Source organism: Marinobacter shengliensis, from assembly GCF_003007715.1.
GTDB classification, from domain to species: domain Bacteria; phylum Pseudomonadota; class Gammaproteobacteria; order Pseudomonadales; family Oleiphilaceae; genus Marinobacter; species Marinobacter shengliensis.
This window is the reverse complement of record NZ_PXNO01000022.1, coordinates 1-17595: the sequence shown is the minus strand read 5'-3', so window position 1 is coordinate 17595 and position 17595 is coordinate 1. Positions and strand designations below refer to the sequence as shown.

14 protein-coding genes are annotated in these 17595 nt (G+C 60.9%); 9 read left to right on the top strand and 5 right to left on the bottom strand.

Annotated features, from left to right (window positions below):
- Positions 1-24: 24 nt before the first annotated feature.
- Genes C7H10_RS08570 through C7H10_RS08555 form a run of 4 tightly spaced genes read right to left on the bottom strand, consistent with a single transcriptional unit; the run spans position 25 to position 4512 of the window.
- Complete coding sequence (locus C7H10_RS08570; RefSeq protein WP_106694544.1) at positions 25-1215, bottom strand: MFS transporter; 1191 nt, start codon at positions 1213-1215, stop codon at positions 25-27.
- Positions 1216-1226: 11 nt separating this feature from the next.
- Complete coding sequence (locus tag C7H10_RS08565) at positions 1227-1622, bottom strand: ectoine synthase (RefSeq protein WP_008176749.1); 396 nt, start codon at positions 1620-1622, stop codon at positions 1227-1229.
- Positions 1623-1672: 50 nt separating this feature from the next.
- Positions 1673-3103, bottom strand: a complete 1431-nt coding sequence (locus C7H10_RS08560; RefSeq protein ID WP_106694543.1) for a GTPase/DUF3482 domain-containing protein — start codon at positions 3101-3103, stop codon at positions 1673-1675.
- Positions 3100-4512 carry a DUF2868 domain-containing protein gene (locus C7H10_RS08555; protein WP_106694542.1) on the bottom strand — a complete coding sequence of 471 codons (1413 nt, stop codon included), beginning with the start codon at positions 4510-4512 and terminating at the stop codon, positions 3100-3102. The genes C7H10_RS08560 and C7H10_RS08555 overlap by 4 nt, the downstream gene beginning before the upstream one ends.
- Positions 4513-4595: 83 nt before the next feature.
- On the opposite strand from C7H10_RS08555, the gene C7H10_RS08550 reads away from it, so the two are divergent.
- Positions 4596-4955 carry a DUF6164 family protein gene (locus C7H10_RS08550; protein WP_106694541.1) on the top strand — a complete coding sequence of 120 codons (360 nt, stop codon included), beginning with the start codon at positions 4596-4598 and terminating at the stop codon, positions 4953-4955.
- On the opposite strand, the gene C7H10_RS08545 is transcribed toward C7H10_RS08550, so the two are convergent.
- Complete coding sequence (locus C7H10_RS08545; protein ID WP_244178229.1) at positions 4932-5852, bottom strand: alpha/beta hydrolase; 921 nt, start codon at positions 5850-5852, stop codon at positions 4932-4934. The two genes, C7H10_RS08550 and C7H10_RS08545, sit on opposite strands and share 24 nt — an antisense overlap.
- Positions 5853-6167: 315 nt before the next feature.
- Here C7H10_RS08545 and C7H10_RS08540 point away from each other — a divergent pair, with 315 nt between their 5' ends.
- The 8 genes from C7H10_RS08540 to C7H10_RS08505 all read left to right on the top strand — a co-directional run.
- Positions 6168-8276, top strand: a complete 2109-nt coding sequence (locus C7H10_RS08540; protein WP_106694540.1) for a 3-hydroxybutyrate oligomer hydrolase family protein — start codon at positions 6168-6170, stop codon at positions 8274-8276.
- A 144-nt stretch (positions 8277-8420) separates the two neighbouring features.
- Positions 8421-9833, top strand: a complete 1413-nt coding sequence (locus tag C7H10_RS08535) for a sigma-54 interaction domain-containing protein (RefSeq protein WP_106694631.1) — start codon at positions 8421-8423, stop codon at positions 9831-9833.
- Between the two features lie 321 nt (positions 9834-10154).
- Entirely contained in the window at positions 10155-11240 is a 1086-nt protein-coding gene (locus C7H10_RS08530) for a TRAP transporter substrate-binding protein (protein ID WP_061331363.1), read from the top strand.
- A gap of 76 nt (positions 11241-11316) precedes the next feature.
- Positions 11317-11931: a TRAP transporter small permease subunit gene (locus C7H10_RS08525; RefSeq protein ID WP_208622815.1), complete on the top strand. Its 615-nt coding sequence runs from the start codon at positions 11317-11319 to the stop codon at positions 11929-11931.
- Positions 11932-11946: 15 nt separating this feature from the next.
- On the top strand, positions 11947-13317 hold the full coding sequence (locus C7H10_RS08520; protein ID WP_106694539.1) for a TRAP transporter large permease: 1371 nt from the start codon (positions 11947-11949) through the stop codon (positions 13315-13317).
- Between the two features lie 57 nt (positions 13318-13374).
- Positions 13375-14154 (top strand): 3-hydroxybutyrate dehydrogenase, encoded by a 780-nt coding sequence (locus tag C7H10_RS08515; RefSeq protein WP_106694538.1) that lies wholly within the window; start codon positions 13375-13377, stop codon positions 14152-14154.
- Positions 14155-14170: 16 nt separating this feature from the next.
- Entirely contained in the window at positions 14171-16159 is a 1989-nt protein-coding gene (locus C7H10_RS08510) for an acetoacetate--CoA ligase (RefSeq protein ID WP_106694537.1), read from the top strand.
- Positions 16160-16333: 174 nt separating this feature from the next.
- Positions 16334-17595, top strand: a 1262-nt coding sequence (locus C7H10_RS08505) for an S-type pyocin domain-containing protein (protein WP_146136805.1), incomplete at its 3' end; no start/stop codon positions are given.

The following is a 17595-nucleotide window of genomic DNA, read 5'->3' as shown; positions in this document are numbered from 1 at the left end:
TGTTTATTGGCTGACAGATGATACTCAGGCCGGTCGACGGCGCAGATCCAGGGTAAAGGCTATGGGTAACACCAGCAGGCTATACCCTACCATCACCATGATGGCGTGGCGGATATCCCCGCTCCAGTCGGCAATCAGGCCGCCGATCATGGGCACTGAAAACGCCAGGGTATAGCCCACCAGAAACGTGCCGGCCGACAACCTCCCGGTTTCCTCCGAGCGTACCAGCAGTGGTGGCAGCGCAACCAGCAGAATCAGCAGGATACCGGCAACAAAACTCATCAGGGTGGCGCTGAATATGGCTGGCCACCCCTCAAGGACAAGGGTGCCGCCGGTGCCGGCGATACTGAGCACCGCCATCAAGATGATCATGCTGCGCTTACCTACCCAGAATCGGGCCATCTTGAGCATCAGCAGCGAGGCCACCACTTGCGCAAAGTTATACCAGAAAAGCGCGTCTGCCAGCTTCTCAAAATGCCCCTGCTGTTCCAGCAGGTTCCCCATGTAGGCGTTAAGGCCAAAAAACATGGAGCCGGACAAGCCCAACAGCAGGCCAATACGCAGGGTCAGCGGGTTTTTCCAGTCTGGCAGCCAGGCGCTGCGGCGCACCGGCCGTGCCAGGTCCCGCTTGGGCAGAAACAGGGCTGCGGCAACCAGAAGTGCCGGTAACGACCACGCCAGCAGCGTGGCGCGCCAGCTGTTATCCAGCAATGGCATGAGCACCGGTAATGTGATGCCGGCACCAATGAATTCGCCCATCAACATGCCGTTCATGTAGATGGCAGAGCCGATGGCCAGGTGATGGGGCGCCAGCCAGCGTGGCAGCAAAGCCGGTAATGCCGGTTGCATCATGGCGACGCCGAGCCCCATGACCGCGCTGGCGAGCATCAGCGTGGTAGTGTCCGGCACCAGGCCGCGACCTGCGGAGCCGATCACCATGATCACCATGGCCATGGCCAGGGTGTTTCTGGGGCCGATGCGGGAAATGGCCAGGGAGCCAGGCATGGCGCCAATGGCCAGCATCAGGATGGGTAAAGTGGTGAGGGCGCCGGTCAGGGCCTGGGTAAGGCCTAGTTCATCTGAAATAAATGGCGCCAGTGGCGGCGCCACCAGTACCGGAATTCTCAGGTAAACACCGGCCAGCCAAAGCAGCACCGCCACCGGCAGCAGCCTGGCTGGCGATGGCGGTGCAGTGGTTGCCGAGGGGGTTGTCACGACAAGCGGGTTCAGTCTTCGCTGGTGTCGGGCAGGTAGGCGCCGTCTTCGTCGTGTACTTCGCGGCCGGTGACCGGAGGGTTGAAGGCACAGATCAGGCGCATGTCTTCGGTGCCACCGTAAAGGGTATGCTGGTCGTGCTTGTCGAGTGCATACAGGGTGCCATCGGTGATCTCGTGGGTTTCGCCGGTGGCCTTATCCAGGATTTTGCCGTTACCGGCAACGCAGTAAACCGCTTCCAGATGATGCTTGTACCAGAGGTTAAGCTCGGCACCGGCGGGAATAATGGTTTCGTGGAACGAGAAACCCATGCCGTCTTTTTTCAGCAGCATGCGGCGGCTGGTCCAGCCTGGGCCGGTGACTTCGCGCTCGGTACCGATAATGTCTTGCACTCGTACAATTTTCATTCGCATTCCTCATTGTGTGATGGAATAGCCGTACAGTATAAACATGCCAGTTAAGGCCGATTCAACCGCCAATCGTCGTAAACCATCATGGCATGCTCAATGGCGGTTGCCAGAATCTGTCGTTGCTGGTGGCCGAGAGATTTTTGTTTGCGACAACGGTCGAAGGCTTTCTGGATCTCCCGGCGACTGTGTTTATCGAGCCGTTCCAGCCAGTGCTGATCGGCCGGTTCCAGCTCCAGAAGGTCGCGGCCGGCGTGGTTTCGGTGGCTGATGTGCCACCAGTGATCCACCGCCCTGCCCAGGACAACATAGCCGAACTGGCTGTCCTGTACGGGGCCGAAGGTAGCGCTTTTCAAACCATCTTTCAGGGGGCCGATGTTCAGGGCCGGGAGCAGCAGCCGGTCACCGTAAAAGTAGCTGCCGGCGGCACCGATCAGCCCACCCACCAGGGCTCCGGTGCCCAGGGAGGTGCCGAAGGTCGCGGCGTCAATGCCGGCACCCCCGACCGCACCCGCACCAAAGCCAGCCCCGGCCAGATACTTCCTGCTGACCGCCCAGTGTTTCCGGGTGTCTTCGGAGAACAGGTCGTGCTGGTTGGCCCATTCCAGCTCTGCCTCCTGTCGCTGGATGCGCTGATGCTGGTACAGGTGTTCAATGTTCACCCGCAGGGTCTGTTCGCGCTGGCGCTGATGCCGATACCAGCGGTCCCGCAGGGTTTCAGCCAGGGAAGCATCACTGATGCTGGCCACCTGATCCAGGGTGAGTGTGCGCTTCTCCTGATAGCCCATCATGTCTTCCAGGGCTCGCGCGATCAGGCCGGCGGCCTGGTGGCGGCGCTGTTGTCGTTGCTGGGCCAGCAGGTCGGTGGCCCGGGCGAGGGTCTGCTCCCAGTCCGGTTCAAGCTGTCCGAAGGCTTTGAGCAGGCTGAGATGCTGCTCGAATGGGGCGCGAACGGCGTCGAACTTGCGGACAACCTGAAAGAACTGGCCGAGTGCGGCCTGCCAGGTATCGCTGTAGTCGTCATCACCTATGCTGTTGATCAGGGCCAGGCTTGGCCGGCCAGTCCAGCGCAGGATGGTCATTTCCGCCTCGTGCTCGGTACTGTAGGGCACGGAACCATCCACCACGTAAATGATCCCGGCGCCTTCGATAACGGGTGTCAGCAATTCGCATTCATCCACGTAGCGATCATCGCCCTGGTGCTGGAGCACGAACGCCCGGACGGTTTCCGGATGGTCGGAGGCCGACAGGCTGTGGGCTTCCAACCACTGCAGTACCCGCCGGGGTCGCTGGAAGCCGGGGGTGTCGACCAGGGTGTACAGCTGCTGGCCATCAACACTGAGCGGGTAGGCCTGTCGGGCCCGGGTGGTGCCCGGTTCCAGGGCGATGGCGATGGCGTCGTTCTGGGACAGGGTGGCCACCACACTGGACTTGCCTTTGTTGGGGTGGCCAACCACCGCGAAAACCGGCTGCTGGTTCATGGGCGTTCGTTTCCGGTCTGGTAGGGGTTATCCGGCACGGACGGCAGCACGGTGACCTGGGCAAAGCCCTCCGGTAGTCGCTCGGTAAAGCGCAGCCAGGGCTGGAGCAAGTGGTCGGCCGGCGCCCGGTTGGCGTCGGAGGCCAGCGGCAGTATCAGTACACGGGTATTCCCTGGCCATTGTGCCCGGGCATGGTCCAGGAAGTCGTGCAGTTCACCGGTGGGGGGCTCCCAACTGCGGGTGATCAACATAACGCTGGGTTCCGGGCTCTGCGCCAGGGCCTGCGCCAGGGTTGCCAGTACCCGGTCATCCTCTTCCAGGGAGGCCCGGCCTCCAGCCTTGAGGATCTGGGTCTGGTTGCCAAGTAGTTGTTGCGGTAACTCCGGCTCACCGGCGCCGGCCCAACAGACAATATGGTCCGTGTCTGATAGTTCGACGGTCCGGGCCCGGGTGGTGGTGTCGGGAAGGTCGTCGGCGTCGTTGTGCTGGTTGCCGGTGTCCAGGGTCGGGGTTTCCATGCGCCAGGCCAGCGCTTGCATGCCGGGATGCTGCTGCAGAATCCGGACGGCCTTGTGGTTGATCAGCCAGTGGCTGAAAGCCAGCAGCATCAAACGGGGCACCAGCACCCAGGTTAGCCACAGCATGACGACAAATGGCCACCATTGGCCCCATTGCGCCGGGGCTGTGCCGGCGCTATCCGGAGCCGCCCGGAAAAACCGCGTGGCTTCGACCAGTTCCTGGGACGGCACAGCCGCCGGCCACAGCCAGCCCCAGGGGGTGGCAAGCGCCTGCACCAGTGTGTGATACCCGCCGGCGGCCGTGTCGAGTGTGGTGCTCCAGCCAAAGGCCAGGTCTTGAATAACAAGCAACACCAGCAGGGTCAGTAGCCCGGTGGTGGCGAACGCGGTGCCGCCGGCGTGGGCGGCGCGGGCCATCAACAGCGGTTGCAATTGTGCCAGGGTTTGCCCCGGCAGTTGCGGCTGCAACCGCCGTTGCAACCAACCCCAGGGCTGCCAGCCGGCAACCGCCTGGACGGTGGTTGCGGTAGCCAGCAACAGCTGCAGCAGCACAAATGCCACGAACACCGTGATATTGATGCGCTGGCCGCCATCGTAGAACAGCAGGCCGGCCATGGTAATCAACCCGAACAGTGCCCCGGCTGCGATAAAACCACGCTGGATACGTTGCCACTGCAACTCGAGCTTGTGGTTCGCCTGGCTTGCACTGCCGGGGCCGCTGAGTCGCTGCATGTGTGCCAGCCAGGCCGCTGCGTCGGGGCGAATGCCCTGCTGTTCGCAGTCCAGTGCAAAACGCCGGTCCCGGCGGTGCAGAAAGGCGGGGGCTTGCTCCCTGTCGCGCTGGATGCGGTCATCAAACTCCAGCAGCAGACGAAGGGGATGGTGGCTCATGCAGAATCCTGTTGCATTCGGTCGGTTATGCTTTCCTGCTAGGATATAGCCAACAACGCCCGTTAAGCCAGCCGGAACGCCCTATGCCCCACCACCTGATGAACCTGCGTAACGTACCCGACGACGAGGCCGACGATATCCGCGCCCTGTTCGAAGAGCATGAGGTGCGCTATTACGAAACACCACCCAGCCGCTGGGGCATCAGCATGGGCGGTTTCTGGGTGCATGACGATGACGAGGCGGAGCGCGCCCGGGCGCTGTTGGATGACTACCAGGCACGCCGCCTTCAGGCCCAGCGCGAAGACTACCTGGCCCGTTGCCAGCGTGGTGAAACCGGGCTCTGGTATCAGTTTCGACTCCGGCCGGTCACCTTCCTGGCGGCACTCATCGCCATTGCCGTTATTCTCGGGTTGAGCCTGTTACCGTTCATTCGCCTGGGCTGATTGCGGCCCGGCGCCCTGGCGAGCCAGGAACCGGGCCGCCTGATCGACCGCATTGCCGGCGGTCAGAAAGCTGGTGACATGGCCCCGCAGGCGCATCCGGTAGATCTCGCGATACACCCCCTGGGCATCCAGGGCCTCGGCAAAACGCTCGGCCTGACTGAACGGAACCAACATATCCATGGTGCCGTGAAACAGGAAAAACGGCGGCGTTGCTGCACTCACATGGGTAACCGGAGACGCCCGTTGGTAACGATCGGGTTGTTCTTCCAATTCAGCCCCCAGAAGCTGACGCAATAGCCGGCCAGAGCCAAAGGCGGGCAAGTCCGCTGGAAGCCCGCCGGCCACCGCTGCCTGTAAGGCCGTGTCCGGTCCGCCATGGGGGGTGTTCAGATCGCTGTCTGTGCTGGCGACAGTCGCTAGCAGGGCCACCAGGTGAGCGCCCGAGGAGAAGCCGAAGCCAGTGACCCGGGAAGTGTCCAGGCCATAGCGGCCAGCATTCCGGTTCAGCCAGTGGCGGGCGATCTGCAGGTCGTGCAGCTGTGCCGGAAACGTGAAGTCCGGGGCGAACCGGTAATCCACGTTGAGCACGGCGAATCCCTGGCTGGCCAGGGACTCCGCCACCCAGGTCATATCGCTTCGAGAGCGACGCTCCCAACCACCACCATGAACCATCAGAACTACCGGGGCAGGATCAGTGCGCTCAGGCACGTAGAGATCGGCGTACAGCGGCTCTGGCCAGGTATCCGGTGAATATCGGAGTGAGGAATGAACGGTGAACCCGGTTTCCGGCAGGGTAACGGAGTGTGATGGCGTTGGCTGGTGGCTGGCGCAACCTGTCAGGAACAGGGCGGACATGGCCATGATGGCACTGAAATACCTGACATTACGAACGATCACTCCCTGCCTCCTTAAGGCTTGCCAATTACCCCGATGATACGAGCTGCCGCTGAAGATGGATGTCGATGGGGGCATGTGTCCGGATCGCAGGACGCTGTATGAAAAGCCGGACACGTCTGTAAAGGCCGCACTGCCGGGGATCGAAGGTGATTTGAGCCTGTGCATGTCCGGAAATCCGGAAGCTTTCACCTGTTGAATCTGTGTTATTTGAAATTAAATCAATAAAAACAGATGGTTGGGTTGTTGGCACAGGATCCGCAAGGGCACTTTCGCCTCTTATGAGGTGATTTCAAAAACAACAAACAAGGAACGATCATGAAACCCATAACACTCTGTGCCCTGATCGGGGCCAGCGGGTTGTTGCTGACTGCCTGCAACGACCGCAACCCCGCCTTCAATCAGTTGCCCGACTTCATCCAGGGCGACGTTCTTCAGCACGATTACGATGGCATTACCGACGATCTTCTGACCGCAGGCCTGGGGGCAGACGGATTGGCGTCTGCCACCGCTCCGGCGTTCGCCGACCCTCTCAACCCGACGGCCCGGGAGCGTCGCCGACTGGCTATTTACAACAACTACCGGGCGTTGGTGGATACTGCCCCGGGTGGCGGCTACGGTGAGCTGTTCGGGCCACACGTCGGGGTGACGGGTGATGGCCAGGTGCCCGGTGAGGAATTCCTGGCTCTGATGTCTGTGCCTGGCAGCCCGGTGCCGGTGACCGTGATGGTGCAGGTGCCGGCTAGCTTCAACGTTGATGCGCCCTGTATGGTAACCGCTCCTTCGTCCGGTTCCCGCGGAGTCTATGGTGCAATCGGTACGGCCGGTGAATGGGGGTTAAAGAAGCAGTGTGCCGTGGTGTACACCGATAAAGGCACCGGCACCGGTGCCCACAACCTGGCGAACAATCAGGCCCAGACCCTCGATGGCGACCTGACCGATCAGGATGTGCCAGTGCTGTTTCGGGCACCGCTGACCGACATCCAGCGCGGCGACTTCAACGCCCAGTGGCCGGACCGATTCGCCTGGAAGCATGCCCATTCCCGGGCCAATCCGGAGGCGGACTGGGGCCGGCATGTACTGCAGTCCGTTGAGTTTGGCTTCTACGTACTGAACCAAAAGTTTGGGCGCCTGCTGCCGAACGGTAAACGACTGAAAACCATTAAGCCGGACAATACCCTGGTCATTGCCTCCAGTGTTTCCAATGGCGGCGGTGCCTCGATACAGGCAGCAGAGCAGGATCAGCAGGGGCTGATCGACGGAGTTGCGGTGTCTGAACCCAATGTCAATCCGGTAGTGGATCGCAGCTTCAGCATTCGCCAGGGAGAGGGGCCCGAGATCACCGAACACAGCCGCAGCCTGCTGGATTACACCACTGCCCTGGCGGTTTATCAGGGGTGTGCCAATCAGGCCCCGGCCATTCGCGACCTGGCACCGTTGAACGGTGCATTCAATCCTCCGGCCATTGGCCAGAACATCTGCCAATCACTGGCCAACAAAGGCCTGGTGTCCGGCGCCACGGTGGATGACCAGGCAACCGATGCCCTGCGGATCCTCAATGAGGAATTTGCCATTCAGCCAGAACAGAACCTGCTGGCGCCGCTGCATTTCGGACTGGCCGTCGCCCAGAGCATTTCCATGACCTACGCCAATGCCTACAGCCGCAGCGGTGTGGAAGATCGCCTCTGCGACCTCAGCCTGGCCGCCACTGACGGTAGCGGGGCTGTCATACCCCTGGCTCCGGCGGCGGAGGCGGCACTGTTCTCGGCCAGTAATGGCATACCCCCATCAGCCGGTGTCAACATTGTGTACGATCAGGCGGAAGGGCAGCCCACCAACCTTGCCGCCAGTGTGTCTCCCAGCTCCAGCCTGCCGGACTACGGCCTGGATGCCCTGTTGTGCCTGCGTGCCCTTGCGCAAGGCACGCACCCGGAAACCGGTGCCGAGCTGACCGGTGATGCAGCGGCGCTGAGCGATGCGGCCGCCTCGGGTATTGCTGAGGTGCGGGCAACCGGAAACCTTCGGGGTAAACCTGCGGTGTTTGTGACCGGGCGCGCCGATGCAATATTGCCCATCAATCACACCTCACGGCCCTATGTGGGGCTCAACCGGCAGGTGGAAGGCAGCGGCAGCGGACTGCGCTATTACGAAATCCTCAACGCCCACCACCTGGATGTGCTCAACGGATTTCCCGGCGTCGGAGATCGTTATGTCCCCCTTCACCATTACTACTTCCAGGCGCTGGATTTGATGTGGGCCCATCTCACCGAAGGCCAGCCATTACCGCCAAGCCAGGTGGTTCGGGCCGTTCCGAGGGGCGACCTGGCGAATCCGCTGACGGAAGCCAACCTCCCGCCAGTGCTGCCGGTACCGGCGGACGCCGACCGGATTATCCATACCGGAAGCCAGCTTCGAATACCGGAGTAGGGCGAGTTTGGTCGGTTTCTGAAAGACAGGATATTTCGATTTGCCCCCGGACCGGGGGCTTTCTATACTTCCGTGACTGCGTCCGGAAATCCGGACGCCCAGGGTTGCCCCATGAACCAATTCCGGCCCGTGAGTACGCGGTACATGACCGAGCTGTTTACCGATAAAAACAAGAGTGGTCTGACAAGAGACCTGATAGAAGCGCTGTTTCCCATGTTTGAGGAAGCCAGTGCCGGTGCCATTGCCGTGGACCGGCATACCCGGATTACCTGGATTAACAGCAGCTATTCCCACCTGCTGGGCCTTGGCGACCCAGCCCAGGCAATCGGCAAACCGGTGCGCCAGGTGATACCCCAAACCCGAATGCCGGAGGTGGTGGAAACCGGCAAACCCCTGCTGTTGGACATCATGGAACACAACCAGCAGCAGTTGGTGGTTACCCGGCTGCCCTATTACGACCAGCAGGGTGAAATCGAGGGGGCGGTTGCCTTCGTCCTTTATGATGACCTGCAACCGCTGACGCCGCTGGTATCAAAATACCGTCGCCTGCACCGTGATCTCGCCGCCGCCCGCAAGGCGCTGGCGAAGAAGGCCCGGGGCACCCGTTACAGCCTTGGGGACTTTGTTGGTGGCAGTCCCGCTGCCCTGGAAGTCAAACGGCGTGCCCGTCTGGCCGCTGGCCGGGACATGCCAGTGCTGCTGCTGGGAGAAACCGGTACCGGCAAGGAGGTTCTGGCCCAGGCGATCCACGCGGTATCGCCCCGGGCCGACAAACCCTTCGTTGGGGTGAACGTGGCGGCCATTCCGGAAAATCTGCTGGAAGCGGAGTTTTTTGGTGTGGCGCCGGGTGCCTATACCGGAGCTGACCGGCGTACCCGTGATGGCAAGTTTCAACTGGCCAACGGGGGCACCCTGTTCCTGGACGAAGTGGGCGACATGCCGCTGCCGTTGCAGGCGAAACTGCTGCGGGCCCTCCAGGAGGGGGAAATCGAACCCCTGGGTTCAAACAAGGTGGCCAATGTGGATGTTCGGGTCATCGCGGCAACCAGCCGGAATCTGGAATCGATGATTGCTGAGGGCAGTTTTCGGTCAGACCTCTATTACCGCCTGAACGTGCTGGAAATCAACATACCGCCGCTGCGGGACCGCTTGGCGGATCTCGGGGTGCTGTGCGAGGCGCTGCTGGGTGAAATCTGCGACGGTCAGGGGCTGCGGGGGGAAATTACCGATGCCGGGGTGGCGGCTCTTGGCAGCTATGACTGGCCGGGCAATATCCGGGAATTGCGCAACGTGCTGGAGCGGGCGTTGACCATGAGTGAGGATGGCGACCTGCTGGATGCCGATGCCATCTTCAAGGTATTGCCGAGGGCGAGCCAGCGCACTGTGCCGGCCATGGCGCCCAGGCCGGTGCGGCCGCTCGCCCAGACCCTGGCCGAGGCGGAGGCCCAGGCCATCGAGCAGGCGCTGCTGGCCTGCCGGGGTAACCGTACCAAGGCCGCCCGTCTGCTGGGCATTTCCCGGTCGGTTTTCTATGAAAAACTGGCGAAGCTGTCCTGAATCCAAGACATATGTCCTGTTTTTAGGACACTTCACTCCGACCAAGGTCTTGAAGTGTCCGGTCAGCCAGACGCTCCGATGTTTCTGGAATATGGGGAAAAATCATAATTAATTGATAAATAAAGACTTTGTTTGGATGGCACGGTGTCTGCTACAGCCTGAATGCAGGACGTCAGAACAACGCTCGAAAACAACACTGGCGCACATTCGTTGGACCCGAACCGGTCAGTCGCGGTTTCGTGCGTTGTCTGATTCAACTCAGACCAGCCTTTCGGCACCAAGACCGAAAGGTGGATGACAACAACAAGAAGGATCCATTTCATGTCGATCAAGCAAAAGCTCTCGCGTCTTACCTATGGTATTACCGCTGCGGCTGTGATTTCCGGCAGCCTGATCAGCAGCGATGCCCTGGCATCGGAACGAGTCCGTTGGCAGGTGCCCCTGGCATTCCCGTCGCATCTGATTGGCCTGACTACCCCGGTCAAACACCTGACTGAGAACCTGAAAGCGGTTTCTGGCGGCAATATCCAGCTTCGTTACTATGAGCCGGGCGAGCTGGTACCCCCGTTTGAAATCATGGAATCCGTCAGCACAGGCAAGTACCCCGCCGGTTACACCTGGGTGGGTTACGATCAGGGTACTATTCCCGCGTTGCCGTTGTACTCTGGCGCCCCCTTCAACATGGAACCCCCTGCCTACCTGGCCTGGTATTACCAGGGTGAGGGCCGCGAGTTACTTGAAGAAATCTACGCTAAACGCAACATCCACCCCATGCTCTGTTCGATCATTGGCCCCGAGGGTGCCGGTTGGTTCGCCAAGCCGATCGAAAGCCTGGATGACATCGACGGCCTGAGAATCCGCTTTGCCGGCATCGGTGGCAAGGTACTGGAAAAGCTGGGTGCATCAGTCACCATGATTCCGGGCGGTGAGCTGTATCAGGCCCTGGAGCGCAAGACCATCGATGCCACCGAGTTCTCCCAGCCAGCCATCGACAAGATGCTGGGCCTGGACCAGATCATCAAGAACTACATCATGCCGGGTTGGCACCAGACTCTGACCACTTCTCACCTGCTGGTGAACAAGGACGTCTGGAACAAGCTCAAGCCTGAAACCCGCGCCGTGATCGAAATGGGCTGCGAATCGGCAACCCTGAAAGGCTTCGCCGAAAGTGAATGGGCCCAGCCCACCGCCCTGCGGGATTACGAGAAGGAAGGCGTAAACGCCCAGACTCTGCCGGAGCCGGTACTGCGTGAGCTGCAGAAAGTCACCAACGAAGTACTGGACGAGATCGCAGCCGGAGACGAAATGTTCCGTCGCGTTCTGACCAGCCAGCGTGAGTTTATGGAACACCACTCTATCTGGCACTCCAAGGGCTACCTGCCCCGGGACTTCTATCAGTACGACTGATACCGAGTCCTGAACCTGTGGATGCCGGCGTTGCCGGCATCCACCCCGAATTTTCCCTGATTATGTCGAGGTGATTGTGACTCACGAGCACGAATCCCCCAAGGCGCCCGTGCCTGCTCAGGCGGGGTCTGGCCTGCCCTACAACCGGTTGTCCTGGTGGCTGGACCGGTTTGTGGCTGGCGTTGGCAAGCTCAGTTCCTGGCTATGGATTGCCGTGCTGGTGGTGGTGCTGGCCAACGTGTTCAGCCGTTTCATTCTCAATGCCGGATCGATCTGGCTTGAGGAATTGTCCTGGCACTTCTTCGGTGCCGCCATGATGCTCACGCTGGGCTTTGCGGTGGTGAAAGACGATCACGTTCGGGTGGACGTGTTGCGGGAACGGTTTTCCCTGAAATGGCAGGCGAGAATAGAGCTGGCGGCCATCTTGTTACTGGCGCTGCCCATCGTCTACCTGATGGTGGAAACGCTGATTCCCTACGCCTACAGCTCTTATGTGTACAACGAGCGTTCCCAGGCCCCCAGCGGCCTGCCCTATCGCTTCATCTTCAAGAGCGTGCTGCCCATCGGCATGACCCTGGTGGGTATTGCCCTGGCTTCCCGGGCCCTGCGTTGCTGCACGCTGCTGTTCCGATTTCCCCGCGAGATTGCCACGCCCGAAGGTGATGGCAACGGCGAACACCCGCATCCGTAACGAGGCACAAGAATCATGGGCTTGGAAACACTTCTGGTTATTGCCATGTTCGCCGCCTTCATGGTGCTGTTGCTGCTGGGTTTTCCAGTGGCCTGGTCATTGGCGGGCATAGGCCTGGTGTTTGCCGTACTGGCGAACTTTCTGATTGAACATTTTGATGCCGACCTCTGGTTCACCTGGAACGGCACCATCGGCGTCCTGGATGCCCGATTGTATGGGGTGGTGGCCAATGAACTGATGGTGGCGCTACCGTTGTTTATCTTCATGGGCATCATGCTCGACCGCTCCGGCATTGCCGAGAGGCTGATGCACAGCCTGGTGCGGGTACTCGGCCCGCTGCGCGGTGGCTATGCCATTACCGTGGTGATTGTCGGTGTGCTGCTGGCGGCTTCTACCGGTATTGTCGGGGCTTCGGTGGTGTTGTTGGGCATGTTGTCCCTGGGGCCGATGATGCAGGCCCAGTACAACAAATCCCTGGCGGTGGGTACTGCGTGTTCCGTGGGCACCCTGGGTATTCTGGTGCCCCCCAGCATCATGCTGGTGTTGATGGCGGATCGTTTGGGCACGTCCGATGCGTCTGTCGGTAAGCTGTTCATGGGAGCGCTGATTCCGGGCCTGATGCTCGGCGCCATGTATATCCTGTACATCCTGATTGCCTCCTTCATCAAAAAGGACCTGGCCCCGGCGCCGAAAAACCGGGAGCCGCTGGATCTCAGGGCGCTTCTGGATGTATTCCTGGCGGTGGTGCCGCCGATGGCGCTGATCATTGCGGTGCTGGGTTCCATTTTCTTTGGCATTGCCACCACCACCGAAGCCTCGGCCGTGGGGGCGTTCGGTGCCCTGCTGATGGCTCTTTTGAGCCGGCGTCTTAACGTCAAGGTACTGCGGGAATCCCTGTACCAGACCAGCCGCACCACGGCCTTTATCTTCGGCATCTTTATCGGCGCCACGGTATTTGCCGCCGTCCTTCGCGGCCTGGGCGGTGATGATGTGATCCGCGATGCCATTACCGGTTTGCCGTTCGGCACCACTGGCATCCTGATCACCGTGCTGTTCATCACCTTCCTGCTGGGCTTCTTCCTGGACTGGGTGGAAATCACCCTGATCATCCTGCCCTTGGTGGCCCCTGTGGTGTTCTCCCTCGGCGTGGAGCCGGTGTGGTTTGCGGTGATGTTCGCCATCTGTCTGCAGACCTCGTTCCTGACCCCGCCGGTTGGTTTCTCCCTGTTTTACATCAAGGGTGTTTGCCCACCGGGGATCACCACACGCCATATCTACCTGGGTGTGCTGCCGTTTATTGCCCTGCAGGTGCTCGGACTGGCGTTGGTTTTCTGGTTCGAACCCCTGGCCACCTGGCTGCCCAACGAAGTCTACGGAGGTCGTTGATATGACCGCCCTGTACAAGACCAATAACAAACCGATCATCAACAAGGAGACAGTGTGATGCGTCTTCACAACCAAGTTGCACTCATCACCGGCGCTGGCCGGGGCATTGGCCGGGCCATTGCTGAGCATTACGCCCGCGAAGGCGCCCGGGTGGCGGTCGCGGACCTGACACTGGAAAGTGCCGCCGACACTGTCGCGGCCATCGAGCAGGCGGGCGGCACGGCCATGGCCCTGGCCATGGATGTCACCGATGAGCAGGCGGTGGACCAGGGGGTTGCTACTATCATTGAGCAATGGGGCCGGCTCGATGTGGCCCTGGCCAACGCAGGCATCCAACACATTGACCCGGTGCATAAACTGGCCTTTGCCGACTGGAGCAAGGTGATGAACGTGCACCTGGACGGCGCCTTCCTGGTGACCCGTGCCGCCCTGCGCCAGATGTACACCCAAGGTGGGGGTACTATGCTGTATATGGGCTCGGTACACTCGGTGGAAGCCTCGCCGCTGAAAGCGCCCTATGTAGCCGCCAAGCACGGCATGCTGGGCCTGTGCCGGGCGGTGGCGAAAGAGGGTGCCGAGCATGGGGTACGTAGCAACATCATCTGCCCCGGCTTTGTACGCACCCCGCTGGTGGACAAGCAGATCCCAGAGCAGGCCAAAGAGCTGGGCATTTCCGAGGAAGAAGTGATCAGCAAGGTGATGCTCAAGAACACGGTGGACGGCAAGTTCACCACCCTCGAAGACGTATCAGAGCTGGCGGTGCACCTGGCGGCCTTCCCGTCCGCCGCCCTCACTGGCCAGTCGATCGTGGTCAGCCACGGCTGGCATATGCAGTAATTTTCTGGAGAGACGGATGAGCAACACAGAACAATCACCGGTTGTCTGGACCCCGAGCCAGGAAACCCTCACCGGTTCCCGAATGGGCCAGTTTCAGGCCTGGCTTGAGCAACAGGGCTTTGGCCCGTTTGCCGATTACCACGCCCTGCACCAGTGGTCGATCACCGAGCTGGATACCTTCTGGCAGAAGATCTGGGATTATTGTGGCCTGGTCTGCGACACCCCCGGCAAGCGGGTGTTGGGCCGCCGTGAGATGCCCGGCGCTGAATGGTTCCCCGGCATGAAGCTGAATTTTGCCGCCAACCTGCTGCGGCTGGCGGACGGCGATCATGCTGATAAAGAAGCCGTGGTGGCCTACTGCGAAACCCGCCCGGTAATGCGCAAGACCTACGCTGAACTGAAAGCCGACGCCGGCGCCCTCGAAGCCTTCCTGCGCAGCAAAGGTATCCAGAAAGGTGACCGAGTGGCCGGCGTGGTCACCAACGGCTACGAAGCCTTGGTCGGCATGCTTGCAGCGACCAGTCTCGGTGCCATCTGGAGCTCCGCCTCCCCGGACTTCGGTATCGGCGCCATCAACGACCGCTTCGGCCAGATCGAACCCTCAGCGTTGATCGTGGTGAATGGCTACGGTTATGGCGGAAAGGTGTTTGCCCGCCAGGATGACTTTGCCGAATTGATCGCTGGCCTGCCGTCCCTGAAAGTGGTGGTCAGCGTTGCGCAACTGCCAGACGAAGCCCCGATTCCAGGGGGGATGGTCACCACCTGGGACGACGCCCTGAAGGCGGGCGAAGGCCAGGCCCCCTCATTCACCCCAGTGGACCCGGACCACCCGGTTTACATCCTCTATTCCTCCGGCACCACCGGCAAACCCAAGTGCATCGTTCACGGCACCGCCGGCCTGTTGGTCAACCACGCCAAAGAGCTTATGCTGCACGGCGACGTGGGTCCGGACGACCGCTTCCTCTACTTCACCACCTGCGGCTGGATGATGTGGAACTGGCAGGCCTCCGCCCTGATGACCGGCGCCGCCGTCATTACCGTCGACGGTTCCCCGGGGTACCCGAGCCTGAGTTTCCTGTGGGAAACCGTGGCCAAAGAGCGGGTGACCCACTACGGCACCAGCGCCCGTTTCATTGCCGGCTGCCGCAAAGCCGAACTGCAACCGGCCAAAACCCTGGACCAGAGCCACCTGCGCGTGGTGTTCTCCACCGGTTCCCCACTGCTGCCGGAAGACTACGACTGGGTCTACAGTGATGGCGCTCCCAACGTATTACTCGGCTCCATCGCCGGCGGCACCGACATCTGCGGCTGCTTTGTGGGATCAACGCCACTGCTGCCGGTACGAAGAGGCGAAATCCAGTGCCGCTTCCTGGGCGTGGACGCCGTCGCCTACGGCGATGACGGCCAGCCGGTCAGCGAAGGCCGGGGCGAACTCGTTTGCCGCCAACCGCTGCCCTCCATGCCCGTCAGCTTTTGGCAGGACCCGGACGGCGAACGCTACAAAGACGCCTACTTCAACACCTTCCCCGGCGTCTGGGCCCACGGCGACTTCATCGAATTCACCGAACACGGCGGCGCCATCATCTACGGCCGCTCCGACGCCACCCTCAACCCCGGCGGCGTAAGAATCGGCACCGCCGAAATCTACCGCCAGGTGGAAACCATCAGCGAGGTGAAAGACAGCCTCGTGGTCGGCCGCCAGATCGACGGCGACGTGGAAGTGGTCCTGTTCGTAGTCCCGGCCGACGGCCAGACTGTCACCGACGACCTGATCAAAACCCTGAAAACCCGAATCCGCGAAGGCGCCAGCCCCCGGCACGTACCCAAACACATCGTGGAAGTGCCCGACATTCCCTACACCCGCAGTGGCAAAAAAGTGGAACTCGCGGTGGCCCGGCTGATCAATGGCTCGAACAAGGCGGACAACCGGGATGCCCTTGGCAATCCGGAAGCCCTGGACCGGATACGTGAGCGGTTGGTGGAGACTGGTTTGCTCGCAAGGTGATTTGATCGGCCAGGGATGGCCATGAATGCAATGCTTCTGATTAGCGAGGGCCGGCTTACGACTTAGTACCACAAGTGTTCTGAATGTAGGCTTGGACTCGCTCGGCAATTCCGGTACATTTGCCAACACTACAGGCATGGATTGTGCCGATTAACACCTTGTGGATACACGGACGTGACCAAAATAGCAGACCCGCACTCGCTTGCGCTTCATGAAGCGTTGATGATTGAGGGTGGTTGGGACCAATACTCCGATAGGGAATTGGCCAGCTACCTTTCGAGTTCCAGTTCTACCCCTGCCCGATTAAGAGACCAGCTTGCCAGTGGCGAGTTGGTGTTGCTCAAAGAGATCCCGGCGGCTCCCGTTTTCAGGCTGGTATCCGGGCGCATTGTTCCCACGGAAAGCACCTCTGCAGCCATTGCAGAGAATGCCGTCACGGCCTTCGAAAAACGCTTCGGTGACCGGCAAGCGTTTCCTTCCAGAGGCACCGCCTACGCTCATTCCGATAGCCTGCCACCACCGCCCAAGCTCGACTACACGCCGGAACCCCCGGTGATTGAGCCACCACCTGAGCCTCTACCCCCGCCGGTGGTGATCTCGGAAAACTTTGGGCTTCCGCCCCTGGGGCCCAAGGTATTCGCCAAGTCTTGCACCCGGCCCTCCGGGGATACCGACAGTAATGAGGGCGAGGAAAAGGCCAGCAATTTCGGCACCCTTGCGATGCTTGCCCCCGCCACGGTCACCAGCCCTGGGGCAAACGGCTTGCGGCCGCTGGGCCTGATCTCTGGTTCGGCAATGAGACTGGCAAAAGGCTGGGCCATGGCCGCGCGCATTGGTGCCGGAGTACTCAGCACCGCCGGCAGTGCAGTGCTGTTGGCACTCTGGCCATCCAAATTGGGCGACAGCACCCTGTACACCGAGGAAGAACTGCTTGAGATGGCTGAGGCGGCCATTCGGGTGCGTTTTCATCTGCACGTGGATGCCACCGGAAACCTCCGGGTGGCCGGCTATCACGTCAACGACAGCACCGGATACAAAGACCGGGTTCCGGTTGCTCACGCAGAGCTCAAGGGCGAGAATTTTGAAGTGGTGGTTGATGACGACTTCACCCTCGTGTGGTACCCGGATGACAGCGGCCACCGCCCGGTAGTGAGCACCGAATACCCGGCGGATTCCGGTATTGATCCCTACAGCATTCTGGTGACACCCATCCAGGAGGATGGCCAGGAACATTCGCCACCCGGCTACCAGCAGCCCTTTGAGGATCAGGTTGAGCTGATCGTGAGCTTTCCGGCGGACAGCGGGATTGAGCCGTTGTATTTGGTTTTCCGGAAGACTGCTCGCGATGAACGAGGGGTGGTCACTGGAGGCGGAGAAGAAATTACCGGAATCTGGTTAGAGAATGCCTCAAGAGATCTTGGAGCGCCGATACCTGC